Source organism: Cobetia sp. BL01 (assembly GCF_056493605.1).
In genome coordinates, this window is sequence record NZ_JBVBEE010000004.1 from 152,540 (window position 1) to 176,648 (window position 24,109).

A 24,109-nucleotide genomic window follows, 5' to 3' on the forward strand; every position below is an offset into this window, starting at 1 on the left:
CGGGGCAGGTCAGAGCGTCAGGCGAACACGAGCGCTCAGGGCAGGCGCGATTCCGAGGCCTCGGCATTTGCCTCATCCGGTTCGTCTGATACTTCCAGACGTTCCGGCACGTTGCGGGTACGGATGTCCGCCACCAGCTTCTGATGCAGCGCGGCCTTGGACAGCAGGTGCGCGGTCACCGGGGCGGTGATGAACAGGAAGATGGTGATCAGCATCTCCTGGAAGCTGAAGTGACCGGTAGTGGCACGGAAATAGATCATCGACGCCATCAGTATGCAGCCGACCCCCAGGGTGGTGGTCTTGCTGGGACCGTGCAGACGCATGTAGAAGTCCTTGAGGTGCGTCAGCCCCAGCGACCCGATGAAGGCGAACAGGCCGCCGGCGATCAGGAAGAAGGCGATGACGCCTTCCAGGACAGGATAGAACCAGGTGGGCATGGAGACTCTCCGCTCAGGTCATTCGATGATGTCGCCGCGCAGCAGATACTTGCAGACTGCCACGGTGCTGACGAAGCCCAGCATGGCGATCAGCAGCGCCGCCTCGAAGTAGGCCTTGCTGTTGAGCTGGATGCTGAACAGCACGATCAGCGCGATGGAGTTCACGTACATGGTGTCCACGGCGAGGATGCGGTCCGGCAGATCCGGGCCGATGGCCAGCCGGAAGACGTTGAGCATCAGGGACGCCGCGAACAGCGCGATGCTGATCCACAGGGCGATGTCTAGCATTCGTAGATCTCCTTCAGCGGGCGCTCGTAGCGCTGGCGGATCTCGTCGATCAATGCCTGTTCATCCTCGACATCCAGTGCATGGATGATCAGATGGCGACCATCCAGCGTGAGATAGGCAGAGACCGTCCCCGGTGTCAGCGTGATGGTGCTCGACAGCAGGGTGATCGGGAACTTCTGCTCGAGCTCTAGCGGATAGCGCACGAAGGCCGGGCGGAATTTCGCACGCGGATTCAGGATGAGTCGCGAGACCTGCAGGTTGGCGATGATGATGTCCAGGATGACGCGCAGCAGGTAGCCGATCAGTCGCCACGGTTTCTGGAGGTCCGGCTGCGGCTCCCAGAAACGATAGGTCAGTGCCGGGATGGCGATGGCCAGCACCGCACCGAGCAATATCTGCCCGGGCGAGACGCTGTTCTGCAGCATCAGCCACACGACCAGCAGCAGGGTCGAGAGCATCGGGGTGGGCAGAACGCGAGAACGAGACTTGATCATTGATCGTCTCCCTTGAGCGGCAGAGCGGTTTCCGGTGCGGCGTCCTTGCCCAGAAGGGCATCGAGATAGGGGGCCGGGTCCGACAGTTGCTGTGCGGTGGCCTTGGTCCACTGCGAGACGGGACCGGCGAAGACGACCAGTGCCAGTGCGGCGGAGATCAGGCCGCAGGTTGCTATCCCGCGCGCGACACCGAGTCGTTCACCGCTGGGTTCACTGTTGCCGGTGCGCCAGAACACGCTGGAACCGGCACGCGAACAGGCCACGATCGAGCACAGCCCGGCCAGCAGCAGCACTGGCCACAGCCATACCTGCTGCTCCAGTGAGGCGGACGACAGGATCAGCGCCTTGCCGATGGCGCCCGAGAAGGGCGGCAGGCCCGCCGCGGCCGCCGTGCCGATCAGGAACAGTCCGCCCAGCAGGCCCGCCTGCAGCAGTGGCCGTGAGCGCACGATACGGGCACCGGCCTTGCCACGCTGGCCTGCCATCACATCCACCAGCAGGAAGAGGCCGCCGGTGACCAGGGTGGAGTGGATCAGGTAGAACAGCAGGGCGCTGTCCGCCGCGATGCTGTTCATGCCCAGCGCCGTCAGCAGCGTACCGACCGAGATCATCACCAGATAGGCCACCAGGGTGCGCAGGTCACGTGCCGAGAGCACGCCGAGCATCGACACGACCAGCGTGGCGAGCCCTGCCCACCACAGCCAGTCGCGACCAAGATCTGCCAGGGTGCCGGCGTTGTCGGTGAAGATCAGCGAGTAGACGCGCAGGATGGAATAGATGCCGACCTTGGTCATGATCGCGAACAGCGCCGCCACCGGCGCCGAGGCCGCGGCGTAGGCGCGGGGCAGCCAGAAATACAGCGGCAGCATCGCGGCCTTGAGGCCGAATACCACCAGCAGCAGCAGCCCGCCGGCTTCCATCAGGCCGGCCCGTCCCGGGTCCAGCGTGGTGACGATGACGGCCATGTCGGCCATGTTCAGCGTACCGGTCACGCCGTAGAGGATGCCCAGCGCGATCAGGAAGAACGCCGACCCCATCAGGTTCAGCACCACGTAATGCAGGGCCGACAGCGTGCGTGCCTTGCTGCCGCCGTGCAGCAGCAGGGCGTAGGAGGCGATCAGGAGGACCTCGAAGAACACGAACAGGTTGAAGAGGTCACCGGTCAGGAAGGCACCGTTGATCCCCATCAGCTGCAGCAGGAACAGGCCATGGAAGTTGGAGCCTGTCTCATCGATGCCCGCCGTGGCATACAGGCAGGCCAGCAGGCCCAGTACCGAGCTGAGCAGCACCATGGTCGCCGACAGGCGATCCAGCACCAGCACGATCCCAAAGGGAGGCTGCCAGTCGCCCAGCGCGTAGTAGCGAATGGTGTCGTCGTTGGCCTGAACGACCAGCGCGATGGCGATGGCCACCATGATGGCCTGGGTGATCAGGCTGATGCTGCGGCGCAGTACCGGCGATGAGCCGCGACTCAGCAGCAGGCAGGCGCCCACCAGCAGCGGCAGGACGATCGGAAGGACAATCAGGTGTTGCAGCATCACTTGCCATCCTCTTTCGAGTCGTCCAGACGGTTGCCGTTGACGTGGTCACTGCCCAGGTCACCGCGCGCGCGCATGGCGAGGATGACCACGAAGGCCGTCATGGCGAAGCCGATCACGATGGCGGTCAGCACCAGTGCCTGGGGCAGCGGGTCCGCCGTGGGCGAGCCTGAGCCGACCACGGCGGGGGTGCCGTGCATGGCAAGCCCCCCCATGGAGAACAGGAACAGGTTGACCGCGTAGGACAATAGCGTCAGCCCGACCACGACAGGGAAGGTGCGCCCGCGCAGGGTCAGGTATACACCGCAGGCGGCCAGCAGGCCGGTGGTAGTGGCGTAGAGGGCTTCCATCAGCTCTTCTCCTTGGTCGGACGGTGCGGTGTCGTCAGCTTGCCGAGGTTGGCGAGAATCATCAGGGTCGCGCCGACCACGGTCAGATAGACCCCGAGGTCGAACAGCAGCGCGGTGGCCAGCTCTATCTCACCGATCACGGGAATCGTGAAGTGGCCGAACGATGATGTCAGGAACGGATAGCCGAAGACCCAGCTGCCCGCGCCCGTCAGGCCGGCGATCAACACCCCGGCCGCCGCGACCGGCTGGTAGGGGAAGCGCAGCCAGCGCTGTGTCCAGTCCACGCCGCGCGCGATGTAGAGCAGGATGATGGCCACGGCGGTCACCAGACCGGCGATGAAACCGCCGCCGGGTTCGTTGTGGCCGCGCAGGAAGATGTAGACCGAGACCAGCAGCGCCAGTGGCAGCAGGGTCTGGGACACGGTGGCCAGAATCATCGGGTGGCGGTCCGGCGACCAGTTGCGGCCATCCAGGTCAGTGGACGGCATGAACAGGCGCAGGCGGTTGAGCAGCTTGAAGATCGCCAGTCCGGCAATCCCGAGTACGGTGATCTCGCCCAGCGTATCGAAGCCACGGAAGTCGACGAGAATCACGTTGACCACGTTGTGGCCCCCACCGCCGGAGACCGCATTGGCCATGAAGAAGTCGGAGATCGATTCGACCGGGCGGGTCAGGATGGCGAAGTTGAGGCTTGCGACCACCACGCCGAAGGCGCTGGCGAGCAGGACGTCACGCATGATGCGTCGCGCGCTGGATTCCTTGGGTGTGCGCTGTGGCAGGAAGAACAGTGCCAGCATCAGCAGGATCATCGTCACCACCTCCACCGCCAGCTGGGTCAGTGCCAGGTCCGGGGCGGCAAAGCGTGCAAACGCCAGTGAGGTCATCAGGCCGACCACTGACAGCATCAGCAGGGAGATCAGGCGCTTGCGGTGAGTGATCGCGGTGCCCAGGCCGGCCAGGCCGGTGATCACGGCACCCGTCAGCAGCATGCCATCGAAGGGCTGCTGCTCAAGCTCTCCGCCCAGGCGCGGCACGGCCAGCAGGCCGATGCCGACGAAGACCAGCGCGGTCAGCAGTAGCCACAGCATGTAGCGCTGCAGCGAACCGTTCTCGAAGCTGTCCATGAAGCGCTCGGACAGTTTCACGACTCGCTGGACGTTGGCCTCGAAGACCAGCAGGGCGTTGCGGGCCCGGAACTGGCGCTGGAAGGCGTACAGATGATGGCGCAGGGCGTAGACGGCGACACCGCCACCCAGCGCGATGACGCTCATCAGCAGCGGCAGGTTGAAGCCGTGCCAGATGGCGAGACTGAAGTCCGGCACCGGCGCTGCCAGTACGCTGGCGGAGGCGCTCACCAGCAGATCCTTGATCACCAGTGACGGCAGGATGCCCACCAGCAGGCAGATCAGCACCAGCACCTCGATGGGCAGCTTCATGTAGCGCGGCGGCTCATGCGGGGTCTTGGGCAGGTCCTTCGGCTCGCCATTGAAGAAGACGTCGTGGATGAAGCGCAGCGAGTAGGCCACCGACAGGATGCCACCGAGGGTCGCCAGCGCCGGAATCAGCCAGGAAAGACCGCCCAGCAGCTGGGCATCGAGGCTCTCGGCAAAGAACATTTCCTTGGACAGGAAGCCGTTGAGCAGCGGCACGCCGGCCATCGAGGCCGAGGCGACCATCGCCAGCACCGTGGTATGCGGCATGTAACGGTACAGGCCGTTGAGCTTGCGGATGTCACGCGTGCCACATTCGTGGTCGACGATGCCGGCTGCCATGAACAGCGAGGCCTTGAAGGTCGCGTGATTGATGATGTGCAGCAGGCCCGCGACGGCGGCCATCTGGCTGTTGAAGCCGAACAGCAGCGTGATCAGGCCCAGATGACTGATGGTCGAGAAGGCCAGTACACCCTTGAGGTCCTGCTTCATCAAGGCGAACCAGGCGCCATACAGCAGGGTGGCAAGGCCCGTGAGGCTGACGATGTAGAACCAGAGATCAGTCCCCGAGAGCACCGGGTGCATGCGCGCCAGCAGAAAGACCCCGGCCTTGACCATGGTGGCGGAGTGCAGGAAGGCGGACACCGGTGTCGGCGCCGACATCGCGTGGGGCAGCCAGAACTGGAACGGGAACTGCGCGGACTTGGTGAAGGCGCCCAGCAGCACCAGTACCAGTGCGACAGGATACAGCTCGTGGGAGCGGATCTGGTCTGCCGCCGCGAGGACGTCATCGAACTGGTAGCTGCCGACGATATGACCGATGACCAGGATGCCGGCCAGCAGCGCCAGCCCGCCCGCACCGGTGACGGTCAGCGCCATGCGGGCGCCCTTGCGCGCCTCGCTCAGCTGATACCAGTAACCGATCAGCAGGAAGGAGCTGAGACTGGTCAGCTCCCAGAACACCCACATCAACAGCAGGTTGTCCGCCATGACGATGCCGAGCATCGCGGTCATGAACAGCATCAGGAAGCTGTAGAGGCGTGCCAGCGAGTCCTCGCTCGACAGGTAGTAGCGAGAATAGAGGATGATCAGCAGTCCGATACCGAGAATCAGCAGGACGAACAGAGCTGACAGGCCATCGAAGCGTAGCGCCAGATCCAGCCCCAGTTCGGTGATCCACGGCAGGTGGAACTGGGCTATCTGGCCGGCGAAGACATCGCCGAGATGGAAGACGGCGATACCAAGTGCCAGGGCAGGGGCAACCGCCGTCAGCCAGGCAAGGCGGCCGCGGGGCAGGTCTCTGGCCATCAACGGCACCAGGGCACCGAGCAATGGCAGTAGCACGATCAACAGCAGGGTCATGGAAGACTCGCTCCAGTCGTTGTAGGGCGTTGTCCCTCTGTCGTCAGCGGAGCGGACACGGGCTCAGGGCCAGGCCATCAGCTTCGAGGTCGGGACGCGGATTTCGGCCACTGGGTGCCGATAGGATAGGCGAGCGCATTGCAGGCTGCCGAGGTTGCCACCTCTGGATCACGCTTCCGTGTCAGGTCGACGCCTGCTCGGGAGGTGCGTGCCGCCATCAAGTGGCGGGAATGGGTGGCAGTGGCAGCCGATGGCGGCTCAGAGGTTCAGGCGCCCGGCAGGGACGCAGGTACCTCGGGATGAGACGTCACCGCCGCGGGCGGATCAGTCAGAAAGGGGAGGCGCACGGCACGAGGTGCCAGCATCCAGGTGGGGATGAGGTCCGCAGCGCGCCCCCGGCTGCCCGCGATGGGCAGACGGTGAAGATGCCGGGTTGGTGCGGTCATGTCATGTCTTGCGAGCATGGCCGTATTCCTCCTGAAGCCCCTGGATGACAAGTGTGTTTGCGGGTAGAGACACTTGCGCGATCTTGTTGAAAACATTGGTGGATCGTGACCTAACCTCTCGAATGTATCACGCACTTGCACCTCTCGCCAGCGCACGGGCGGCAGGTCGGATGAGGTCCCTGATCGGACAGCGTGTTGTACAGAGCGGGCTATTTATTGTACAAATATTATACGCCGATAACGCTTTGGAGCTCGCATGCGAGAGGCCATCAGCACGAATTCGGGCGGCCCACCGGAGACGTCACTTGTCTGGCTGCGTCATGACCTGCGTCTGGAAGACAACCCGGTATTCGCGCTGCCCAGTGTCCGTCGCCCCTATCAACTTCTGGTCATGTACGTGCTGGACCAGCGCTGGTTGACGCCTGTCGAGGGTCTGCCTCGCCTGGGACCTGCCCGCCTTCGCCTCCTCTGGCAGAGCCTGATGAACCTGCGTGGCATGTTGCTGCGCCGCGGCAGTGATCTGCTGGTGCGAGTGGGGGATCCCGTCAGCGAGGTGCTGGCCCAGGTCCGCCAGCATGACGTGGACTGCCTGGAAGTCAGTCATTCCCGCACCCCGGATGATGCCGGCAATCTTCAGCGTCTTGCCGCGCAACTTCCTGCCAGTACCCGGCTGCATTGCCACCCACGTGAAGGGCTCGTGCTGGAGCCGCTGGACGAGCGGGATGCGACGCAGGAGCCCACGGCCCTGTGGACGCCTCCGTATGTGATGGAAAGCCCGGCCCACGGTGCGAAGGCGATGTCTCTCGCCGCCCCGGAATTGCCCGCCTCCTCGCGGCTCTCGCCAGCGCTGGCGTCATGCGGGGCGATGTCTCTGCGTCTCGATGATGCCCAGTGGTGGACGCGTCATGCCTCGCGAAATCCCTTGCAGGGGCTGCCGTGTTCCTTGCCGCCATGGCCGGAATCGGCATCACGCGGTTTCCCGCCGCTGGAGGCAGTGTGCGCCACGGCCAGCGCCTGGCAACCGGTGGGGGAGATCGCCACGCTTCAAGGCGGAGAGGAGCCGGCGCGCGAGCAGCTGTCTTCCCTCGTCTGGTCGCGTCCGGAATCAGAGGATGCCGAGGTGCAGGCTGCCTGGCGCCTGTCCGCCTGGTTGGCGCAGGGCTGCATCAGTCCGCGGCGCATCCTGCAGGCACTGGCGGAACATCGACGGGAAATGGGGGAGTCTCTCGCGGCGCATCAGCTGATGGCCGTGCTGCTCCAGCGCGAGTACTGGCAGCGGGTCCTGCAAGCGCAGCCCGAGGAATCGCTGATGGGCTGGTATGGCGAGGCGCTTGAGAAGGAGGCGGCCTGCGATGTGGCATTCCAGCGCTGGCGCGAAGGGCGCACGGGCGACGTACGGGTGGACCGGGCCATGCACAGGCTGACCCGGGAAGGCTGGCTGCCGTGGGATGAGCGCCAGCATCTGGCCCGTGCATGGCTTGCCGCCGGGGGAGACTGGCGACTCGGGGCGCGCTGGTTCGAGCACTGTCTGCTGGATTTCGATGCCGCCGTCCACTGGGGGGAGTGGCGGCATCTGGCGGGTCAGCCGGTGTGAGGTCTCAGCCCAGTCGCGCCAGCAGCGCCGTGACCGCCGTCTCGACGCGCAGGATGCGCTCGCCGAGGTGCACGCCCTCGAAGCCGGCCTTCATGAACTGCTCCACCTCATAGTCCACGAATCCACCCTCCGGGCCGATGGCCAGGATCACCGGCTCACTCACCGCGCGCGGGCACTCCTGCGGCATGCTCGGGTGCGCGATGATGCCGCGCGGCTTCACGGCGCTCTCCGGGGCCATCAGGTCCGGCAGTCTGTCCTCCACGAATGGCTTGAACAATGTCTCCTGCGTGACCGTCGGCATGATGGTGTCGCGCGCCTGCTCCAGTCCCAGCACCAGATGCTGGCGAATCTTTTCCTCTTTCAGCTCCGGCGACTGCCAGTAGCTCTTCTCCACGCGCCGCGTATGCAGCAGGGTGATGTGCTTCACGCCCAGCGCCGTGACGTGTTCCAGCGAGCGCGCCAGCATGCGCGGGCGTGGCAGCGCCAGCAGCAGATGGACATCGAGTGGTGCCGGCGGCTGACGCTCCAGACGCAGACTGAATTCGGCCACCTCGGCGTCCAGTCGCTCCAGGCGTCCACGACCGATCAGCCCGCCTTCGATTCCCAGGGTCATCTCGTCACCGACAGCGGCACGATGCACCTCGCGCAGATGGCGCAGTCTGCGCGGGTCCGTCACGCGTGCATGGTCGGAGGCGAGCAGGTCATCAGCGCCGAGCAGGATAAGGTTCATGGCGATACCGTAGACAGACAGGAGGAAAAGAGGCGGCATTCTAGCATGGACGCCAGATGGCTCGGCTCCGGCGAAATGACAGCGAAGGGGGCGATTGCCCGGGGCGTGGCGGGAGTGGATCAGCCGCGTGGAAGCGGCTTTCCTTGCAGTGCCCCCCCTTGAGTGCACAATGAAGAAAAATCGACAGGAGCTTGATCCGTGAGAGTCATCCGCAAATACGCCAATCGGCGTCTCTACGATACCGAGCAGAGCCGTTATGTGACCCTCGAGGACCTGCGCAGCCTGGTGCTGGCGGAAGAGGTCTTCAAGGTCGAGGACGCCAAGAGCGGCGAGGACCTCACGCGTACCATTCTGCTGACCATCATCATCGAGCAGGAGCAGGGCGATGGTGAGGCCGAAGTCTTCTCCAACGAGCTGCTGGAGCAGTTCATCCGCATCTATGCGATGGCCAAGCCATTGCCGCTGGCGGGGTATCTGGAGCAGGGCACGCGGCTGATGATGGAGCAACAGCAGCGCATGCAGGAGCAATGGTCCCAGGCCATGCGTCACTCGCCCATGGAAATGATGCGCGAAGTCGCCGAAGAGAATCTGCGCTTCTGGCAGCAGGCCATGGGGGGCGGCATCAACCGGGGCCGGACGAGCTCACGCTCTGCCGATGATGCCCCGGAGGGCGGGACGAACGACGACGGCGAGGCTCACGACCCCGAGGGCACACGCTGAGTGATGCCTGGTCGGCCGGCATGAAAATCACATGAAATCGCGTTGATGTGAAAAGGGGCGTCCCGAGGGGAGCCCCTTTCTGCCATAATGCGCAGCCTGACATTTCCTCGGTCGCCCGTGTCTTGCGGGCAGCCTTGATCCTCACTGGCTCATGAAGGTTGAAAAGATGAAGGTCCTGATCATCGGCGGCGGTGGCCGCGAACATGCGCTGGCCTGGAAAGCCGCCCAGTCCTCCCGTGTCGAGGAGGTCTTCGTGGCCCCCGGCAATGCGGGCACGGCGCGCGAGTCCAAGCTGACCAATCTGGCGATTGCCGCTGACGATCTCGATGCTCTGGTCGCCTTCGCGCGGGACAACGCCATCGAGCTGACCATCGTCGGCCCGGAAGCGCCGCTGGTGATCGGCGTGGTCGATCGCTTCCGCGAGGCGGGGCTCAAGTGCTTCGGCCCGACGGCCGGCGCTGCCCAGCTGGAAGGCTCCAAGGCCTTCACCAAGGACTTCCTGGCGCGTCACGCCATCCCGACCGGCGACTACGCCACCTTCGCCGAGGTCGATGCGGCGCTTGAGTATCTGGCCGCCCACCCGGCACCGATCGTCATCAAGGCCGATGGTCTGGCGGCGGGCAAGGGAGTGGTGGTCGCGATGACCGACGAGGAAGCTCGCGCCGCCGTGCGTGACATGCTCGAGGACAACGCCTTCGGTGATGCCGGTGCACGCGTGGTGATCGAGGAGTTCCTTGATGGCGAGGAAGCCAGCTTCATCGTGATGGTCGATGGCGAGAACGTGCTGCCGATGGCCACCAGTCAGGACCACAAGCGGGTCGGTGAAGGCGATACCGGCCCCAACACCGGTGGCATGGGGGCCTATTCTCCGGCACCGGTGGTCACCGCCGATGTGCACCAGCGCGTGATGGACGAGATCATTCTGCCCACCGTGCGTGGCATGGCGGCAGAGGGACATCCCTACACCGGCTTCCTGTACGCCGGCCTGATGATCGATGCCCAGGGCGCGCCGAAGATCATCGAATACAATTGCCGCTTCGGTGATCCGGAGACCCAGCCGATCATGGTACGTCTGAAGTCCGACCTGGTGGCGCTGTGTCTGGCCGCCGAAGACGGGCGCCTCGATACCCAGATCTGCGAGTGGGATTCCCGCGCGGCGGTCGGCGTGGTGCTGGCGGCAGGCGGCTACCCGGCCAGATACCGCAAGGGCGATGTCATCACCGGGTTCGATGCTGCCGAGGCGACCGGTTGCAAGGTCTTCCACGCCGGCACCGCCGAAAAGGACGGGCAGGTGGTCACCAGTGGCGGTCGCGTGCTGTGCGTCACCGCGCTGGGCGACAGCGTGGCCGCTGCCACCGAGCGTGCCTACGAGGGTGTGGACGCCATCGACTGGCAGGACGTGCTGGTGCGACGTGACATCGCCTGGCGTGCCATCGCCCGTGAGCGTGGCGACGCCTGAGCCTGTCCGGCATCAGCGCATTGTCTGCAAGACCCGGCTTCTGGCCGGGTCTTGTCGTTATCGCACCGTGATTCTCGCGTCGGCCATTCTACGACCATCGTGTCGAGAGTCTGGTCATGTCGGTGTCGGCCGTGCGATAACCTTCATCATCACTTGTTCACGCATGAACGGCGGCCCATGGGTCTCCCCGGCCTTGAGCATGGCATCGGGGAAGCATGGCGACTCCGCCGTCATCGTCCATTTCCGTCTCGCCGACGAGGAGTCCTCATGGAGCGTATTCGGCTCGAGTTCCCAGAGCAGCGCCTGGTGCATCGTCATGCGATGACGATTCGTGTCAGCGATATCAATTATGGCCAGCATCTCGGTCACGATAGCGTGGTCAGCCTGGCGCACGAGGCACGTGGCCAGGCCTGGCAGGCACTCGGCTTCCCGGAATGGGATGTCGATGGCCTCATGAGCATCGTCTCCGATCTGGCCGTGCAGTATCAGGGGGAAGGCAAGCTGGGCGATGCGCTGGTGGTGGAGACTGCCATGGACCTCGTGTCCGGCAAGGGGCTGGGTGTCCATCATCGTCTGGTGCGGGTCGGTGACGGCAGCGTGTTGGCCACTGTCAGGGTCGGGCTGGTGTTTGCCGGCCCCGACGGACTGGCCGTGCCGAGTGCACGCGTCAGTGATGAGATCGAGCGCACGGTCGCGGCGCTGGCCTGCGAGGTGGCGCGCTGATGTCGCGGGAGTATCCGATCATCGCCGTGACGGGCTCCTCCGGTGCGGGGACGACCACGGTCATGCGGACCTTCGAGCGCATGTTCTCGCGTGAGTCGATCCATGCCGCCTATGTGGATGGTGATGCCTTTCACCGCTATACCCGCGATGAACTGGTACGCATGTTCCAGGAGGCGCCGGAGCGCAAGCGCGAGCTGTCACACTTCGCGGTCGAGGCCAACCAGCTCGATCGACTGGAAGCGCTGTTTATGGAGTATGGCGAGCAGGGCTCCGGCACGCACCGTCACTACATCCATGCCGAAGACAAGCGCATGATCGAGGCGGGCTACAAGGTCGGGACCTTCACCGAATGGCAGTCGCTGCCGGATTGCACGGACCTGCTGTTCTACGAGGGCCTGCATGGCGGGCTGGTGACGCCCGAGCATGACATCGCGCGTCATGTGGATCTGCTGATCGGCGTGGCACCGACCATGAACCTCGAGTGGATCCAGAAGATCGACCGGGACACCAAGCTGCGCGGCCACTCCCAGGAAGCGGTGGTCGATACCATCCTGAGCCGCATGGATGACTACGTCCGCTATATCCAGCCGCAGTTCTCGCGTACCCATATCAACTTCCAGCGCGTACCGACGGTGGATACCTCCAACCCCTTCGAGCCGCAGGACATTCCCACCGATGCCGAGTCGATGGTCGTCGTGCACTTCCGTGATCCGGGCAGCGTCGATTTCCCCTATCTGCTGGCGATGATCCAGGGCTCCTTCATGTCGCGCCCGCACACGCTGGTGGTGCCGGGTGCCCTGATGGCACTGGCCATCGAGCTGATCATCACGCCGCTGGTCAGGAGTCTGCTGGCCCAGCGCCGTTTCCGCTGAGACGTGAGGTCGGCGAGAGCAGGACGCGTCACCGGCCCTTGAGACGCGGCAGGATGCGTTTCTTCCACAGGCGCAATACCTGATTCAGGCGACCGCTACGCATCAGCAGGCGAGCCTCGCGTGGCCGCAGCGGCAGCCCCAGCGTACGTTGCTTGAGCTTGAGTGAGTGGCGCAGGTCGAAGCGACGCATCATGCGCATCACACCGGCCGTGCCCGGCAGTCGCGGCAGCCGCACCGCCGAGGTGAAATCGATCAGGACCGGTATGCCATCGCGCAGTATGACGTTGGAGCCGCGGATGTCGTTGTGTGCCATGCGGCGCTGATGCAGCTGCTGCACGACGAGAATCAGCTGCTGGCAGAGTCCTGGATGCGCCGCGGGATCCAGCTGCGCATCGCTCAGCAGAGGGCCGGGAATGTATTCCATGGCCAGTGCCAGCGGGGAGACGCGTGCGATGGCGCGCGGTGCATGCGTCCAGCCGGCCAGGCGGCTCAGCATCTTCAGTTCTCGACGGACCAGCCAGCGCGCGACCAGTGCCGCCGGGGTGCCGGCATAACGACGGTAGTCCTTGCATACCACCGTCTGGCCATCGAGGTGCGTGAGATAGACTTCCGCCTTGAGAAAGCCCTTGGCGCGCTGCAGAAAGTCCTCTGCCGCCGGTTCGCGTGTCAGCGTCCCGGCAGTGTCCGCGTCAGGCGTGGCCACTGATGCCTTGGGTGTCACTGTACCTGTGGTGGCCCTGCCGGTGGCGTCCAGTTCGTGAGTCGCCTTGTGCAGGGAGGGGATCAAGGAGGTTTGCAGGCGCATGACGGCAGGCTTCTTGTTAGCGAGGTAACAATGATTATCCTATCATTTAGCGAGTCCGCCCACCGTCGTGAGTGAATCATTCTGTTGCCCATCCAGCGACACTCGTCTCATGCGCAGAAGCCTGTCGGTATCGGGGGCGTCTCGGTGATCACTGTCTCGGTGATCATTGTCTTGGTGATCATTGTCTCGGGGCTTGGCCCATTGCGGTGCTGACGCTACGCTTGCACCTTGCGCTGCCGTTGGCGGCGACGTCATTGTCGAGGGAGAAGGTGTCATGGACTGTCTGTTCTGCAAGATCATCAATCGCGAGATTCCCGCCGATATCGTCTATGAGGATGAGGAGGTGCTGGCCTTCAATGACATCAACCCTCAGGCGCCGACCCATGTGCTGATCATTCCCAAGCAGCACATCGCCACGCTCAATGATATCGAGGAAAGCCAGCTGGCCACGGTGGGACGCCTGCAGTACACCGCCGCCAGACTGGCGAAGGAATACGGCTTCGCCGACGATGGCTACCGTGTGGTGATGAACTGCAATGAAGATGGCGGCCAGACGGTCTATCATATTCACATGCACCTGATGGGTGGTCGCCGCTTCACCTGGCCGGCTGGCTGAGCCGGCGTAGAGCAGGCGCCTGTACCGGCGGTTCGCGGGCAGGTAGCGGCTAGCGATATACAAGCGTGCGGCACACGGGCGCATACCGGGCATGACGTGAAAGCGTCATGCCCGGTCTTGTTCTGCAGGCTGCAGGCAGGAGATGTCGGAGCGATGCGAGACTCAGACGTGCCGACGACGACAGCGTCACTCTGCCCCTTACCGTGAGTGGGGGCCTTGCGTAAGATGGTGGCATTGCTCACGCCGTGCAGGAGTTCTTACATGACGCACCCCACCGCCAGTCAGGCACAACGTCACCACAGTCGCGCCGACCAGTTGATCCATCAGTTCGATACCGTTCTGCGCACGCTGGTCCCTCATGCGGCTCAGCCGTCACGACCTACCCCGGCAGGCGATATCGTGGACAGCGAGATCAGTGATGCGGAGCGTCAGCATGCTGCCGGTCTGATGCGCATCAATCACACCGGTGAAGTCTGCGCCCAGGCGCTGTACCAGGGCCAGGGGTTCACGGCGCGTCTGCCGGAAACGCGCAGCCAGATGGAGCTTGCCGCTCAGGAGGAGATCGACCACCTCGCCTGGTGCGATGCACGTCTCGTCGAGCTGGATGCCAATACCAGCCTGCTCAATCCACTGTTCTACATGACGAGCTTTGCGCTCGGGGCAGCGGCCGGCGCCATCAACGACAAGGTCAGCCTCGGGTTCGTGGCCGCGACCGAGGAGCTGGTAGGCGAGCATCTGTCGAAGCACCAGCAGACACTGCCCGAGGGCGATCAGCGTTCACGCGCGGTGCTGCGGCAGATGGAGATCGATGAAGCGCATCATGAGCAATGGGCGCTGGAGGCCGGAGGACATCGCTTCCCGGGGCCGCTGAAGAGCGCCATGCGGCTGATGTCCAAGGTGATGACCGCCAGCGTCTATCGCGTGTGAGGGTCAGGCACCTGAGCTTGCCTGCGTAGCGTCAGGTCGCTGAAACGAAGAAGGCCGCCCCGTGGGGCGGCCTTCTTGCGTCGTGTGACCCTGAATCGGTCATCGGTGTCGGGGCTTATTCCTTGACCTGGTACTCACCATCCAGCGTCGCGGTACTGCTGCCGTCTTCGCGTGTCGCATCCCGCGAATAGTTCTGGCGGCCGTTGGCCTTGTCCTGGGCTTCCTGCATGCGCTGTTGCATCTCGCTCATGCGCTTCTTCATGCGCCGGCGGATGAAGGGCAGCATGATGATGCCCAGTACCATCATGATCAGTGCCGCGAACAGGCTGAAGATCATGACGACACCGCCGATCAGCCAGGCAGCGACCAGCTTGAGGCCGGACAGGCCTTGAGAAGGACGCTGGTTGCCGGCGTTGGCCTGCCATTGGCGAGCCTGGTTCCAGAGAGTGTTGTGCTGTTGGCCTTGCATGTTGATTCTCCGCAATGGTTGCCGGGCCGATGGGCCGGGCAGGGAAGACCCGATGTGTGAAGGTGGATGGTCGGGGGTATCGGGTCTGGAAAGTGGGGTGTCTCATTTGGCTGTCAGCGCCTGAAGCACCTGAGCCAGGGCGGTACTGCAGGCCCCTGCGAGATTCGTCATGCCTTTGGCTGCCTCATGATCTCAGCATCGAGGTTGGCAGCGTTGTCGTCAAGGCGATTGTCGTGTCCGCAGGGGCGCGGTGGAGGCCGTCAGGTCCGAGCGTCATCCGCCCGGCATCGTGCTGGCGAGGGTGGGCAGGCTCAAGGACAGGGTCTGCTGTCGGCCTTGCCCGTCCAGTCCGACGATTCGGATGGCATGCGCCTCCACGTCGACACTGCGTATTCTTTCAATGCCGTCGCTGGCGGCAAAATTCAAGGTCTGACGCAGGCTGTTTCTCCCCATTGCCCCTTCCTCCGTCTGGCGGGTCTGGCGGCGTAGCGCCTCATCGATCAGCTCGCCATCCGCGCGATTGATGGACAGTTCCATCTCCCAGCCGTCTCGCCCCCAGCCGGTGAAACGGACCTGATTCGCCACGATGTCCATGCCACTGAATTGACGCATCCCACTGTGGCTGGCTCGCATCATCAGCTGGGTCAGCAGTTCCGGAGCCAGCCCCGTGGACAGGAGGCGAGAGCTTTCGTGAGAGCTTTCGTGATCGCGCTGCGAGTCCGGTGCCGCTTGCCCTGACGTGGCATCGCCATTGTCATCGCCCATCCCCGCAGCACGCCTGTCAGGGCTGCCAGAGCTGTCAGGACTGCCAGAGCTGTCAGGACTGTGCCCGCTCGCCGTGGCGAGCGCGGCCACCTCGCGACGAGTGTCATCCAACCCCGTGCCCAGCGTGGAAGCACTCAGTCGATGCTGGGGAGGGAGATCCTCGATGCCATTGGCATAGGCGGGCACCGAGCCCAGCATCAGGCCGAGAGCGCCCGCTCCCAGACGCTGGCGAAGGTTCACGATGGAGCGCCCCGCCAGCCGGATGCTGATGGCCCGAGAGCGAGCCTCCTTCACACTGGGAGAGGCAGGAGATGACGGCATGGACGCCTCCTCAAGGCAGTGGAACATGGCCTCACTGTGAGACATGCGACCTTGCATGACACTGAGAGGGGGATTCATCTGAGGTTCATTGCTGCCTGTCAGTCTTTGCGGCATGCGGTCATCCGTGCGCATCCGCTGGCGTCCGCGCTGTTCCAACGCAGGTTTGCTTGCACATTCCATTGCCAGGATGCTTGTCGAGCATCAGCGCCCGTCGCGGCGCACCAGACCCGCCGCAATTCAAGAGGTTTTCCGTCATGCCGACTCCCCGCAAGGCCCAGACAGGCGCCAGCGCATCCCGCGTCAGCCAATGGCGGCAACGCTATGGATGGTTGTGCCTGGGGCTGGGCGGCTTGCTGATCGGTGTCCTGGCCATGCCGCCGCATGCGCTGTGTGACAGTGAGCGCTGGCGTAGCCTGCACGATGAGGTGGCTGCCGGCCGTGTCATTTCACTGTCTGAACTGCTGGACAGTCTCGAGCGTGACTGGCTGGGGCAGGTGGTCGAGGTGGAGCTTGAAGACATCCATGGCGAGCTGATCTACGAGGTCGAGATGCTCGGGCCGCAGGGCCAGATGGCCAAGTTCACCGTACGGGCCGCGGATGGAGAGCTGCGAGAGGTGCGTGGCGTCAATCTGGACGCGATGCGCCGTCATGCTCTCGAGAGCCCGGCAGGCCCGTCGCCAACCCTGAGCGAGCGTCAGCCAACGGGCGGTCTTGAGGGTGCCGAAGACCCCTGAGGACCGTTATGCTTGCAGCAGTGTCCTCGTGTGATGCCGTGACGCGGTATTCGTCACCGGATAGCGACTGCCCAGGAGTGCCCAGAATTCATGAAGATATTGTTGGTGGAAGATGACATGCCGTTGGCCGAAGCGCTGATGGCACGCCTCAGTGAGGCAGATGTGCTGGTCGAGCATGCCGTCAATGGTGCCGATGCCGATTTCCTGGTGCAGACCGAGCGCTATGATGCGGTGGTGCTGGACCTTGGCCTGCCGGATGGTGATGGCACCCGCTGGCTGGCCCAGTGGCGTGAGGCCGGCATCGAAGTCCCGGTGCTGGTGCTGACGGCGCGTGAGCGCTGGTCGGACAAGGCGGCCGGCTTCTCTGCCGGTGCGGATGATTACGTGACCAAGCCCTTCGAGACGGCCGAGGTCATCTTCCGCCTGCGCGCGCTGGTGCGTCGCTCGCGCGGGCATGCCCATCCGGTGCTCAAGCTGGGGGATCTGGCCTGTGATACGCATGGCGGCACCGTCAGCCTGGCGGGGCGCCCCGTGTCACTGACGGCACAGGAGACGCGGTTGCTGATGCACCTGATGCATGCCGTGCCCGGCGTGGTGAGCCGTTCGGAGCTGGTCGAGCATGTCTATGATCGCGACCACGAACCCGACTCGAATGTCATCGATGTCCAGATCAGCCGCCTGCGTCGCAAGCTGGGGGCTGAGCGTATCGAGACCCTGCGCGGCCGCGGTTATCGCCTGCGCGACCCGGATGCCGAATCGGGTGGCGCAGACGGGGCCGGCGCAGCGGGAGCGGACGGCCGCGACGCATGAAGCCATTGTCCGTCGGCCGGCGACTGCTGGGTGGCTCGCTGGTCATCGCCTTGATCGTCATGCCGTTGACCGGACTGGGGCTGGCGTGGAGCTTTCGGGATGCGGTGACGACAGCCTTTGACCAGCGGCTGCTGTCGCTGTCGAAGGTGTTGATCGCCGCGATCCAGTTCGATCGCGAGAAAGGCCGTCCGGGGCTTACGCGCTCGTTGGGTGATCCGCGTTTCGATCAGGCCTACTCCGGCTGGTATTGGCAGATTTCCGATCGCCACGGCAATGTGCTGACCTCGCGCTCGCTGTGGGATCAACGCCTGCCGATTCGCGATGAGATCAGTGCCGACGGGTTCCTGAGCCGGGATCTCGACGGACCGCGTCATCAGTCGTTGCGCGCCATCGAGCGTGATATTCGCCTGCCGGGCCGCAGCCAGCCACTGCATGTGATGGTGGCGGCGAGTCGCAGCGAGGTGGACGCCGAGGTCGCGCGTTTCGAGTGGTTGCTGGCGGGAGCGCTTGTCGCGCTGGCGTCGTTGCTGGTGTGTGGTTCCGCCGCGCAGATCAGCTGGGGGTTGGCACCGCTGCGGCGGTTGCGGGCACGCCTCAAGCGGGTCGCGGAGGGTGAGGCAGACAGGCTGGAGGAAACACGCCTGCCGCCTGAACTGACAGAGCTGACGCGCGCGATCAATGCAGTGCTGGAGCGAGATCAACGCCTGATCGAGCGTGGGCGTGCCGCGGCGGGCAATCTGGCGCATGCGCTCAAGACGCCAGTCAGTGTGCTCAAGGCCCAGTCCGAGCGCTTTGATGGCGAGGACCGCGCCCGCATCGATGCCGAATTGCGACGTATCGATGAGGCCGTGCGTCACCATCTGGCGCGGGCGAGTGCCGCGGGCGGTGCGCATCTCAGTGGGCGAGTCAGTCTGCGCGAGGCCGCCGGGCCGGTGTTCGATGGCCTTGGGCGCCTGGCGAGCCGGCGTGGCATCACTCTCAGCCTCGCGCTGGAGGATGATGCCGGTGTGCGCGTCGACCCGCAGGACCTGCAGGAGATGGTCGGCAATCTGCTCGAGAACGCGCTGCAATGGGCGCAGCAGCAGGTACGTGTGACCAGCGAGTCCCGCGATGGCGGTGTGCTGCTGGTCATCGAGGATGATGGCCCGGGCATGAGCGACGAGCAGAGCGCCGCCGCGCTGGGGCGTGGTGCACGTCTCGATGAGGGGCGCTCCGGTTCAGGACTCGGGCTTGCGATCGTGGACGACCTGATGGCGCTGTATGGCGGCGAGCTGAGGCTGGAGCGCTCCGCTCTGGGCGGCCTGGCGGCGCATGTCTGGCTGCCCAGCTCACCGCTGGTGGGGACCAAGCCCACGGCCTGATGGGAAGAGGGGTGTCCTGCAGTCCTTTGATATAAGCCTATTGAAAGATATCAACTCATAGAGATTGGCTATCATCTCGATCCCGAGAGATGATTGGGCGTCATACCAGCCGCACCGTATTCTGAAGGGGTTCGGCTGGCAGCCGGACGGGCTTCGTTTCTGAGTCTCGTCTGCCGCGCCCTGCGGTGATGACGAACTGGCGCTCCTTCGGGGGCGCTTTTTTTATGCCTGATATCTCCCTGTTCCGGCAGCGAGATGCGCGCGTGACAGTGACCCCGGGAGAGGGTTGACGGCTGTGCAAGGCGGAGATTGAACGCAGGGAGGCTAACGGTCGTCTTCAGGATCGCATAGGCTGTCAGACAGGAGTCGTGTGAATTCTCAGGCGTCAGGAGGTGGGCATGAAGGACATGACGATGTGCGCTCAGCGTGGGGATCTGGAAGGGCTCAGGGAAGCGCTTGCCGAGCCCGGGGCGCGTGAGCGCCTCAATGATGTCGATTATCGCGGACGCTCGCCGTTGATGGTGGCCGTGCAGGCCAATCAGCCCGAAGCGGTGGCGGTGCTGTTGGCCGCGGGAGCTGACAGCGAGCAGACTGACGCTCTGCATGACACGCCTTTGCTGGCTGCCGCGGCGCTGGGATATGGCAATTGCCTGACCTGCCTGCTTGAGCACGGTGCCTCGGCCACGGTGCTCAATCGTTTCTCCTCCACGGCCCTGATGTCCGCCAGCGAGCGCGGCCATGCGGATATCTGTCGCGTGTTGCTGGAGCAGACGGACGTGCCGCCTGATCATCAGAATCGCCTTGGCTGGACGGCGCTGATCGAAGCCGTATTGCTGGGGGACGGCGGGGATGCCTATCAACAGGTGGTCAAGCAGCTGCTGGATCACGGCGCTGACGTCAATCTCGCGGATGCCGAGGGAGTGACACCTCTGGCGCACGCACGCTGGCGCAAGTTCGAGACCTTGAGTGACATGCTGGAAGCGGCTGGTGGTCGGGAGCAGGGCGTGGCGCATGTCGTGTCGGACGAGACGCTTCAGGCAGCCCGCTCGGCGAGTTCCCGCCAGACATGATGGCCAACCTACGCAGGAGGCAGCGCATGGTATTACCCTGGGGGCTGTTGATCATCGGCGTGGCGCTGCTGTTGCTGGGTGCGCTTCGCTGGCAGTACGCACAATCACTCGCACGGGAAAGCGTCCAGGTGATGGGAGAGGTGATCAGTCATGATCGCGCCCTGAACGTGGAAGGGCGCGGCCGTATCCATCTGCCCAAGGGCGGTGAGTTGAGTGAGGACGAGGCCCTGGCGATGGCAGGCTTGCCGCCGGGGGGACGCTTCAATGTCGAGTCGATCCAGTACGCGCCCATCGTGCGTTACCAGGACAGTCGTGGCGGTTGGCATGAATATGTATCACCGCTGGCGGTACAGACGCCGACGCCTGCGGTCGGCGAGACCGTGGCCGTGAACTATCGACGCAGTGCGCCTCATGAGGCCAGTCTGCCTGGCACGCGCGGCTGGTTGATCGGCGTCCCATTGGCGCTGGGGATCGCGCTGTGTCTGGTGGCGCTGCGTCTGTTGTTGAGAGGGCCGGTAGCATGAAGAGGGTCGGTAGCATTAAGAGGGCCGGTGGCATGGAGGGGGATGCATGTTGGCAACCGGCTGTCAGAGGTGAGGGTGAATGAAGGATTCTGAAGGCCAGGGGGCAACCCGGCGTTACGGTATCGGCATGCTGGTGCTGTGCTGGGGGCTGATACTTGGCATGCTGGTGTGGTGGTTCCAGGGGCAGCTCGAGGAGCGTACCCGCCCGAATGCCTCGCTGGCCGGTCAGGCATTGTCCCAGGGGGAGCCGCTGACCCTGACGCGCAACCGCTCAGGGCACTTCGTGGCCCCCGGCGAGATCAATGGTGAGCCGGTGACCTTCCTGCTGGATACCGGCGCCACCTATGTCTCGGTGTCCGAATCACTGGCCGAGCGTCTGGCGTTGCCGCGCGGGCGCGATGCCCGCTTCACCACCGCCAATGGGGTGAGCCATGGCGCACTGACCACGCTGGATGTCGTCAGTCTGGCGGGGCTCAACCAGCGCGAGGTGCGCGGGGCCATCGTGCCGGGCATGCATGATGAGGTGGTGCTGCTGGGAATGAGCTTTCTGGGGGAGTTCGATATCAACATGCGGGGGCAGCAGATGACACTCACGCCGGTTGCGGGGCGTGGCGGCTGACGAGACTGCCGGTCAGGAGAGGCCGGCCAGATAGTCAGACTGACAGGTTCTGATGCTCATGCTGTCTTGCCAACGATGGCCTCGCCAACGAAACGCCCCGCTCATGGGAGACCATGAGCGGGGCGTTTCACGTCTGACGCGTCAGCGGAAGATCAGTCCTGCTTGGGCGGCTCGACATGGCCACCGAAGCCGAAGCGCATCGCGGACAGCAGACGGTTGGCGTAGGTGTTTTCCTTGCGCGAGCTGAAGCGCGAGAACAGCGCGTTTGCCAGCACCGGCACGGCAACGCCCTGCTCGACGGCGGCATCGACGGTCCAGCGGCCTTCGCCACTGTCGGAGACGGCACCGCTGTAGTGATCCAGGCGCGCATCGCCGGCGAGCGCCTGGGCGGTCAGGTCGAGCAGCCAGGAGGAGACGACGCTGCCACGACGCCAGACTTCCGCGATGTCGGCCAGGTTGAGGTCGAAGCGCTGGTCTTCCGGAAGGTCCTCGGAGCCCTTGCTCTGCATCAGCTCGAAGCCTTCGGCGTAGGCCTGCATCAGGCCGTACTCGATACCGTTGTGCACCATCTTCACGTAGTGGCCGGCACCGACCGGGCCTGCGTGGATATAGCCACGTTCCGCGCGCTCATCCGGGGCATTGCGACCCTTGGTGCGCTCGAGGTTGCCATAGCCGGGGGCGAGGGTGTCGAACAGCGGCTCGAGATGATCGAACACGGCCTTCTCGGCGCCGATCATCATGCAGTAGCCGCGCTCCAGGCCCCACACGCCACCGGAGGTGCCCACGTCCACGTAGTTCAGACCCTTGTCCTTCAGCGTGGCAGCACGACGGATGTCGTCCTTGTAGAAGGTGTTGCCGCCATCGATGATGGTGTCGCCGGCTTCCATCAGCTCGGCCAGTGCGCTGATGGTCTGCTCGGTGATCTCGCCCGCCGGCAACATGACCCACACGGCACGCGGTGCCTTCAGCTGCTGGACCAGCGCCGCGAGATTGTCGACGTGGGTCGCGCCGTCAGCGACCAGTGACTGGGCAATCGCCTCGTCACGGTCATGGGCGACCACTTCGTGGCCATTGCGCATCAGGCGGCGGGCGATGTTGCCGCCCATGCGGCCGAGTCCGATGATACCGAGTTGCATGTTCGTTCCTTTCACGTGAAGCCGGGGAGAGTCGGGACGGCGCGAAGCCTACCCTGTGCGGGCGCTGGACGCAAAAACGGGCCATATCAATGACATGGCCCGTTGGGGTGCTCAGCGGAGACAGGCGTCAGTCGCGTGCCTGTCTCCGGGAGAGGGAGTGATCAGCGATCAATCCCAGCTCAGGGCACCGCCGACCTGATATTCGGTGACGCGCGTCTCGAAGAAGTTCTTCTCCTTGCGCAGGTCGATGATCTCGGACATCCACGGGAACGGGTTCTTGGCGCCCGGGAACTGCTCCTTGAGGCCCAGCTGCGCGAGGCGACGGTTGCAGATGAAGTGGAGGTATTCCTCCATGATGGCCGCGTTCATGCCCAGTACGCCGCGCGGCATGGTGTCACGCGCGTATTCGATCTCGAGCTGGGTGCCTTCCAGAATCATCTGGGTGACTTCGTCCTGGAATTCGGCGGTCCACAGGTGCGGGTTCTCGACCTTGATCTGGTTGATCACGTCGATGCCGAAGTTCAGGTGCATGGACTCGTCACGCAGGATGTACTGGAACTGCTCGGCGACGCCGGTCATCTTGTTGCGACGACCCATGGACAGGATCTGGGAGAAGCCGCAGTAGAAGAAGATGCCTTCGGTGACGGCGTAGAAGCCGATCAGGTTGCGCAGGAATTCCTGATCCGCTTCCGGGGTGCCGGTGTGGAAGTCGGCACGCGCCAGTGCCTGGGTGTGCTTGAGGCTCCAGGCGGACTTGCGCGCCACGGAGTCCACTTCACGGTACATGTTGAAGACTTCGCCTTCGTCCATGCCCAGGGACTCGATGCAGTACTGGTAGGCGTGGGTGTGGATCGCCTCTTCGAAGGCCTGGCGCAGCAGGTACTGGCGGCACTCCGGGTTGGTGATGTTCTTGTAGACGGCCAGCACCAGGTTGTTGGCGACCAGCGAGTCGGCAGTGGAGAAGTAACCCAGCGAGCGCATCACGATCAGACGTTCGTCCTCGGTCAGACCGTCCTGGCTCTTCCAGAGCGCGATGTCCGCGTTCATGTTCACTTCCTGCGGCATCCAGTGGTTCGCGGAGCCGTCGAGGTACTTCTGCCATGCCCAGTCGTACTTGAAGGGCACCAGCTGGTTGACGTCGGCGCGGGCATTGATCATGCGCTTCTCGTCGACCTGAATGCGCTGGGCACCCATTTCCAGTTCTTCCAGACCCTTGGCCACGTCAAGATCGTCCAGCGCCTGCTGGGCGCGGGCGATGCGTTCCGCTTCGCTGACCGCGTAGCCTTCGCTGTTCTCGCTCGCGACGGCAACTTCATCCGCAGGGGCAGTCGCCGGGGCTTCGGCCTGCGGCGCCGGTTTGGCAGCGGCCGGCTTCTCGGCAGCGGGGGCTTCGTCTTCGTGGAAATCGTCCCAGTTCAACATGTTGCGTTCCTCGTGTTCGTAGTGGTCACGCGGGCAATCAGCGTGACAAGAAGGCGTTGGCGGTGCGTCCTGCGACGCTGGCGCCAT

25 protein-coding genes are annotated in these 24,109 nt (G+C 64.3%); 13 read left to right on the forward strand and 12 right to left on the reverse strand.

The features are described 5' to 3' along the window. Positions 1–35 precede the first annotated feature (35 nt). The 6 genes from ACZYGA_RS09405 to ACZYGA_RS09430 are packed head-to-tail and all read right to left on the reverse strand — an operon-like array spanning position 36 to position 5,899. Positions 36–437, reverse strand: coding sequence for a Na+/H+ antiporter subunit G (locus ACZYGA_RS09405; RefSeq protein WP_284728539.1), 402 nt, complete (start codon positions 435–437; stop codon positions 36–38). 18 nt (positions 438–455) lie between these two features. Beyond that, positions 456–725, reverse strand: coding sequence for a K+/H+ antiporter subunit F (locus ACZYGA_RS09410; protein WP_077378830.1), 270 nt, complete (start codon positions 723–725; stop codon positions 456–458). Beyond that, entirely contained in the window at positions 719–1,219 is a 501-nt protein-coding gene (locus ACZYGA_RS09415; protein WP_077378833.1) for a Na+/H+ antiporter subunit E, read from the reverse strand. The genes ACZYGA_RS09410 and ACZYGA_RS09415 overlap by 7 nt, the downstream gene beginning before the upstream one ends. After that, positions 1,216–2,757, reverse strand: a complete 1,542-nt coding sequence (locus ACZYGA_RS09420) for a monovalent cation/H+ antiporter subunit D (protein ID WP_141392262.1) — start codon at positions 2,755–2,757, stop codon at positions 1,216–1,218. Before ACZYGA_RS09420 ends, ACZYGA_RS09415 begins: the two co-directional genes overlap by 4 nt. Next, the gene (locus ACZYGA_RS09425) at positions 2,757–3,107 is read right to left on the reverse strand and encodes a Na+/H+ antiporter subunit C (RefSeq protein WP_077378839.1); all 351 of its coding nucleotides are present in this window, start codon (positions 3,105–3,107) and stop codon (positions 2,757–2,759) included. The genes ACZYGA_RS09420 and ACZYGA_RS09425 overlap by 1 nt, the downstream gene beginning before the upstream one ends. Further along, positions 3,107–5,899 (reverse strand): monovalent cation/H+ antiporter subunit A, encoded by a 2,793-nt coding sequence (locus tag ACZYGA_RS09430; protein WP_136939080.1) that lies wholly within the window; start codon positions 5,897–5,899, stop codon positions 3,107–3,109. Before ACZYGA_RS09430 ends, ACZYGA_RS09425 begins: the two co-directional genes overlap by 1 nt. 702 nt (positions 5,900–6,601) lie before the next feature. Between ACZYGA_RS09430 and ACZYGA_RS09435 the strand changes: the two genes are divergently transcribed. Beyond that, a complete protein-coding gene (locus ACZYGA_RS09435) occupies positions 6,602–7,939 on the forward strand; it encodes a deoxyribodipyrimidine photo-lyase (protein WP_136939079.1) in 1,338 nt (445 codons plus the stop codon). Positions 7,940–7,943: 4 nt separating this feature from the next. Here ACZYGA_RS09435 and ACZYGA_RS09440 read toward each other — a convergent pair whose 3' ends face one another. Beyond that, positions 7,944–8,669: a 16S rRNA (uracil(1498)-N(3))-methyltransferase gene (locus ACZYGA_RS09440; RefSeq protein WP_479399000.1), complete on the reverse strand. Its 726-nt coding sequence runs from the start codon at positions 8,667–8,669 to the stop codon at positions 7,944–7,946. A gap of 198 nt (positions 8,670–8,867) precedes the next feature. Here ACZYGA_RS09440 and phaR point away from each other — a divergent pair, with 198 nt between their 5' ends. The 4 genes from phaR to ACZYGA_RS09460 all read left to right on the forward strand — a co-directional run bounded on the left by phaR (position 8,868) and on the right by ACZYGA_RS09460 (position 12,443). After that, positions 8,868–9,389 carry a polyhydroxyalkanoate synthesis repressor PhaR gene (gene phaR, locus ACZYGA_RS09445; RefSeq protein WP_084209401.1) on the forward strand — a complete coding sequence of 174 codons (522 nt, stop codon included), beginning with the start codon at positions 8,868–8,870 and terminating at the stop codon, positions 9,387–9,389. A gap of 166 nt (positions 9,390–9,555) precedes the next feature. Continuing rightward, complete coding sequence (purD, locus tag ACZYGA_RS09450; RefSeq protein ID WP_479399002.1) at positions 9,556–10,848, forward strand: phosphoribosylamine--glycine ligase; 1,293 nt, start codon at positions 9,556–9,558, stop codon at positions 10,846–10,848. Between the two features lie 267 nt (positions 10,849–11,115). After that, positions 11,116–11,571 carry an acyl-CoA thioesterase gene (locus tag ACZYGA_RS09455; RefSeq protein ID WP_479399004.1) on the forward strand — a complete coding sequence of 152 codons (456 nt, stop codon included), beginning with the start codon at positions 11,116–11,118 and terminating at the stop codon, positions 11,569–11,571. Continuing rightward, positions 11,571–12,443 carry a phosphoribulokinase gene (locus ACZYGA_RS09460; protein ID WP_479399005.1) on the forward strand — a complete coding sequence of 291 codons (873 nt, stop codon included), beginning with the start codon at positions 11,571–11,573 and terminating at the stop codon, positions 12,441–12,443. The genes ACZYGA_RS09455 and ACZYGA_RS09460 overlap by 1 nt, the downstream gene beginning before the upstream one ends. Before the next feature lie 28 nt (positions 12,444–12,471). Here ACZYGA_RS09460 and ACZYGA_RS09465 read toward each other — a convergent pair whose 3' ends face one another. Continuing rightward, a complete protein-coding gene (locus tag ACZYGA_RS09465; RefSeq protein ID WP_479399007.1) occupies positions 12,472–13,248 on the reverse strand; it encodes an RIO1 family regulatory kinase/ATPase domain-containing protein in 777 nt (258 codons plus the stop codon). Between the two features lie 274 nt (positions 13,249–13,522). Between ACZYGA_RS09465 and ACZYGA_RS09470 the strand changes: the two genes are divergently transcribed. Next, positions 13,523–13,864 (forward strand): histidine triad nucleotide-binding protein, encoded by a 342-nt coding sequence (locus ACZYGA_RS09470; RefSeq protein ID WP_084209399.1) that lies wholly within the window; start codon positions 13,523–13,525, stop codon positions 13,862–13,864. A 261-nt stretch (positions 13,865–14,125) separates the two neighbouring features. Continuing rightward, the gene (coq7, locus tag ACZYGA_RS09475; protein ID WP_084209398.1) at positions 14,126–14,791 is read left to right on the forward strand and encodes a 2-polyprenyl-3-methyl-6-methoxy-1,4-benzoquinone monooxygenase; all 666 of its coding nucleotides are present in this window, start codon (positions 14,126–14,128) and stop codon (positions 14,789–14,791) included. 115 nt (positions 14,792–14,906) lie between these two features. Here coq7 and ACZYGA_RS09480 read toward each other — a convergent pair whose 3' ends face one another. Next, a complete protein-coding gene (locus ACZYGA_RS09480) occupies positions 14,907–15,260 on the reverse strand; it encodes a hypothetical protein (protein WP_077378868.1) in 354 nt (117 codons plus the stop codon). Positions 15,261–15,533: 273 nt separating this feature from the next. Next, positions 15,534–16,346 (reverse strand): hypothetical protein, encoded by an 813-nt coding sequence (locus tag ACZYGA_RS09485; protein ID WP_479399008.1) that lies wholly within the window; start codon positions 16,344–16,346, stop codon positions 15,534–15,536. Positions 16,347–16,600: 254 nt separating this feature from the next. Between ACZYGA_RS09485 and ACZYGA_RS09490 the strand changes: the two genes are divergently transcribed. From ACZYGA_RS09490 to ACZYGA_RS09515, 6 genes are all read left to right on the forward strand, one after another. Continuing rightward, the gene (locus ACZYGA_RS09490; protein WP_174775669.1) at positions 16,601–17,080 is read left to right on the forward strand and encodes a PepSY domain-containing protein; all 480 of its coding nucleotides are present in this window, start codon (positions 16,601–16,603) and stop codon (positions 17,078–17,080) included. A gap of 90 nt (positions 17,081–17,170) precedes the next feature. Beyond that, on the forward strand, positions 17,171–17,890 hold the full coding sequence (locus tag ACZYGA_RS09495) for a response regulator transcription factor (protein WP_077378872.1): 720 nt from the start codon (positions 17,171–17,173) through the stop codon (positions 17,888–17,890). Beyond that, on the forward strand, positions 17,887–19,251 hold the full coding sequence (locus tag ACZYGA_RS09500; RefSeq protein ID WP_077378875.1) for a sensor histidine kinase: 1,365 nt from the start codon (positions 17,887–17,889) through the stop codon (positions 19,249–19,251). Before ACZYGA_RS09495 ends, ACZYGA_RS09500 begins: the two co-directional genes overlap by 4 nt. A gap of 398 nt (positions 19,252–19,649) precedes the next feature. Continuing rightward, positions 19,650–20,321, forward strand: coding sequence for an ankyrin repeat domain-containing protein (locus ACZYGA_RS09505; protein WP_077378878.1), 672 nt, complete (start codon positions 19,650–19,652; stop codon positions 20,319–20,321). A gap of 26 nt (positions 20,322–20,347) precedes the next feature. Beyond that, complete coding sequence (locus ACZYGA_RS09510; protein ID WP_303565846.1) at positions 20,348–20,845, forward strand: DUF3592 domain-containing protein; 498 nt, start codon at positions 20,348–20,350, stop codon at positions 20,843–20,845. 79 nt (positions 20,846–20,924) lie between these two features. After that, on the forward strand, positions 20,925–21,464 hold the full coding sequence (locus tag ACZYGA_RS09515) for a retropepsin-like aspartic protease family protein (RefSeq protein WP_084209393.1): 540 nt from the start codon (positions 20,925–20,927) through the stop codon (positions 21,462–21,464). A 152-nt stretch (positions 21,465–21,616) separates the two neighbouring features. Here ACZYGA_RS09515 and gnd read toward each other — a convergent pair whose 3' ends face one another. Both gnd and ACZYGA_RS09525 read right to left on the reverse strand, forming a co-directional pair. Beyond that, positions 21,617–22,600, reverse strand: a complete 984-nt coding sequence (gene gnd, locus ACZYGA_RS09520; protein ID WP_077378886.1) for a phosphogluconate dehydrogenase (NAD(+)-dependent, decarboxylating) — start codon at positions 22,598–22,600, stop codon at positions 21,617–21,619. A gap of 168 nt (positions 22,601–22,768) precedes the next feature. Further along, complete coding sequence (locus ACZYGA_RS09525; RefSeq protein ID WP_479399009.1) at positions 22,769–24,022, reverse strand: ribonucleotide-diphosphate reductase subunit beta; 1,254 nt, start codon at positions 24,020–24,022, stop codon at positions 22,769–22,771. Positions 24,023–24,109: the final 87 nt, after the last annotated feature.

What these genes read in the sequence shown, in the direction of transcription:
- ACZYGA_RS09425 (WP_077378839.1), bottom strand. Translation starts at nt 3,107, where the DNA reads ATGGAAGCCCTCTACGCCACTACCACCGGCCTGCTGGCCGCCTGCGGT.
- ACZYGA_RS09510 (WP_303565846.1), top strand. Translation starts at nt 20,348, where the DNA reads ATGGTATTACCCTGGGGGCTGTTGATCATCGGCGTGGCGCTGCTGTTG.
- ACZYGA_RS09430 (WP_136939080.1), bottom strand. Translation starts at nt 5,899, where the DNA reads ATGACCCTGCTGTTGATCGTGCTACTGCCATTGCTCGGTGCCCTGGTG.
- ACZYGA_RS09405 (WP_284728539.1), bottom strand. Translation starts at nt 437, where the DNA reads ATGCCCACCTGGTTCTATCCTGTCCTGGAAGGCGTCATCGCCTTCTTC.
- ACZYGA_RS09415 (WP_077378833.1), bottom strand. Translation starts at nt 1,219, where the DNA reads ATGATCAAGTCTCGTTCTCGCGTTCTGCCCACCCCGATGCTCTCGACC.
- ACZYGA_RS09525 (WP_479399009.1), bottom strand. Translation starts at nt 24,022, where the DNA reads ATGTTGAACTGGGACGATTTCCACGAAGACGAAGCCCCCGCTGCCGAG.
- gnd (WP_077378886.1), bottom strand. Translation starts at nt 22,600, where the DNA reads ATGCAACTCGGTATCATCGGACTCGGCCGCATGGGCGGCAACATCGCC.
- ACZYGA_RS09460 (WP_479399005.1), top strand. Translation starts at nt 11,571, where the DNA reads ATGTCGCGGGAGTATCCGATCATCGCCGTGACGGGCTCCTCCGGTGCG.
- coq7 (WP_084209398.1), top strand. Translation starts at nt 14,126, where the DNA reads ATGACGCACCCCACCGCCAGTCAGGCACAACGTCACCACAGTCGCGCC.
- ACZYGA_RS09420 (WP_141392262.1), bottom strand. Translation starts at nt 2,757, where the DNA reads ATGCTGCAACACCTGATTGTCCTTCCGATCGTCCTGCCGCTGCTGGTG.
- ACZYGA_RS09470 (WP_084209399.1), top strand. Translation starts at nt 13,523, where the DNA reads ATGGACTGTCTGTTCTGCAAGATCATCAATCGCGAGATTCCCGCCGAT.
- ACZYGA_RS09440 (WP_479399000.1), bottom strand. Translation starts at nt 8,669, where the DNA reads ATGAACCTTATCCTGCTCGGCGCTGATGACCTGCTCGCCTCCGACCAT.
- ACZYGA_RS09500 (WP_077378875.1), top strand. Translation starts at nt 17,887, where the DNA reads ATGAAGCCATTGTCCGTCGGCCGGCGACTGCTGGGTGGCTCGCTGGTC.
- ACZYGA_RS09480 (WP_077378868.1), bottom strand. Translation starts at nt 15,260, where the DNA reads ATGCAAGGCCAACAGCACAACACTCTCTGGAACCAGGCTCGCCAATGG.
- ACZYGA_RS09485 (WP_479399008.1), bottom strand. Translation starts at nt 16,346, where the DNA reads ATGCCGTCATCTCCTGCCTCTCCCAGTGTGAAGGAGGCTCGCTCTCGG.
- ACZYGA_RS09505 (WP_077378878.1), top strand. Translation starts at nt 19,650, where the DNA reads ATGAAGGACATGACGATGTGCGCTCAGCGTGGGGATCTGGAAGGGCTC.
- ACZYGA_RS09435 (WP_136939079.1), top strand. Translation starts at nt 6,602, where the DNA reads ATGCGAGAGGCCATCAGCACGAATTCGGGCGGCCCACCGGAGACGTCA.
- ACZYGA_RS09495 (WP_077378872.1), top strand. Translation starts at nt 17,171, where the DNA reads ATGAAGATATTGTTGGTGGAAGATGACATGCCGTTGGCCGAAGCGCTG.
- ACZYGA_RS09465 (WP_479399007.1), bottom strand. Translation starts at nt 13,248, where the DNA reads ATGCGCCTGCAAACCTCCTTGATCCCCTCCCTGCACAAGGCGACTCAC.
- ACZYGA_RS09490 (WP_174775669.1), top strand. Translation starts at nt 16,601, where the DNA reads ATGCCGACTCCCCGCAAGGCCCAGACAGGCGCCAGCGCATCCCGCGTC.
- ACZYGA_RS09410 (WP_077378830.1), bottom strand. Translation starts at nt 725, where the DNA reads ATGCTAGACATCGCCCTGTGGATCAGCATCGCGCTGTTCGCGGCGTCC.
- ACZYGA_RS09515 (WP_084209393.1), top strand. Translation starts at nt 20,925, where the DNA reads ATGAAGGATTCTGAAGGCCAGGGGGCAACCCGGCGTTACGGTATCGGC.
- purD (WP_479399002.1), top strand. Translation starts at nt 9,556, where the DNA reads ATGAAGGTCCTGATCATCGGCGGCGGTGGCCGCGAACATGCGCTGGCC.
- ACZYGA_RS09455 (WP_479399004.1), top strand. Translation starts at nt 11,116, where the DNA reads ATGGAGCGTATTCGGCTCGAGTTCCCAGAGCAGCGCCTGGTGCATCGT.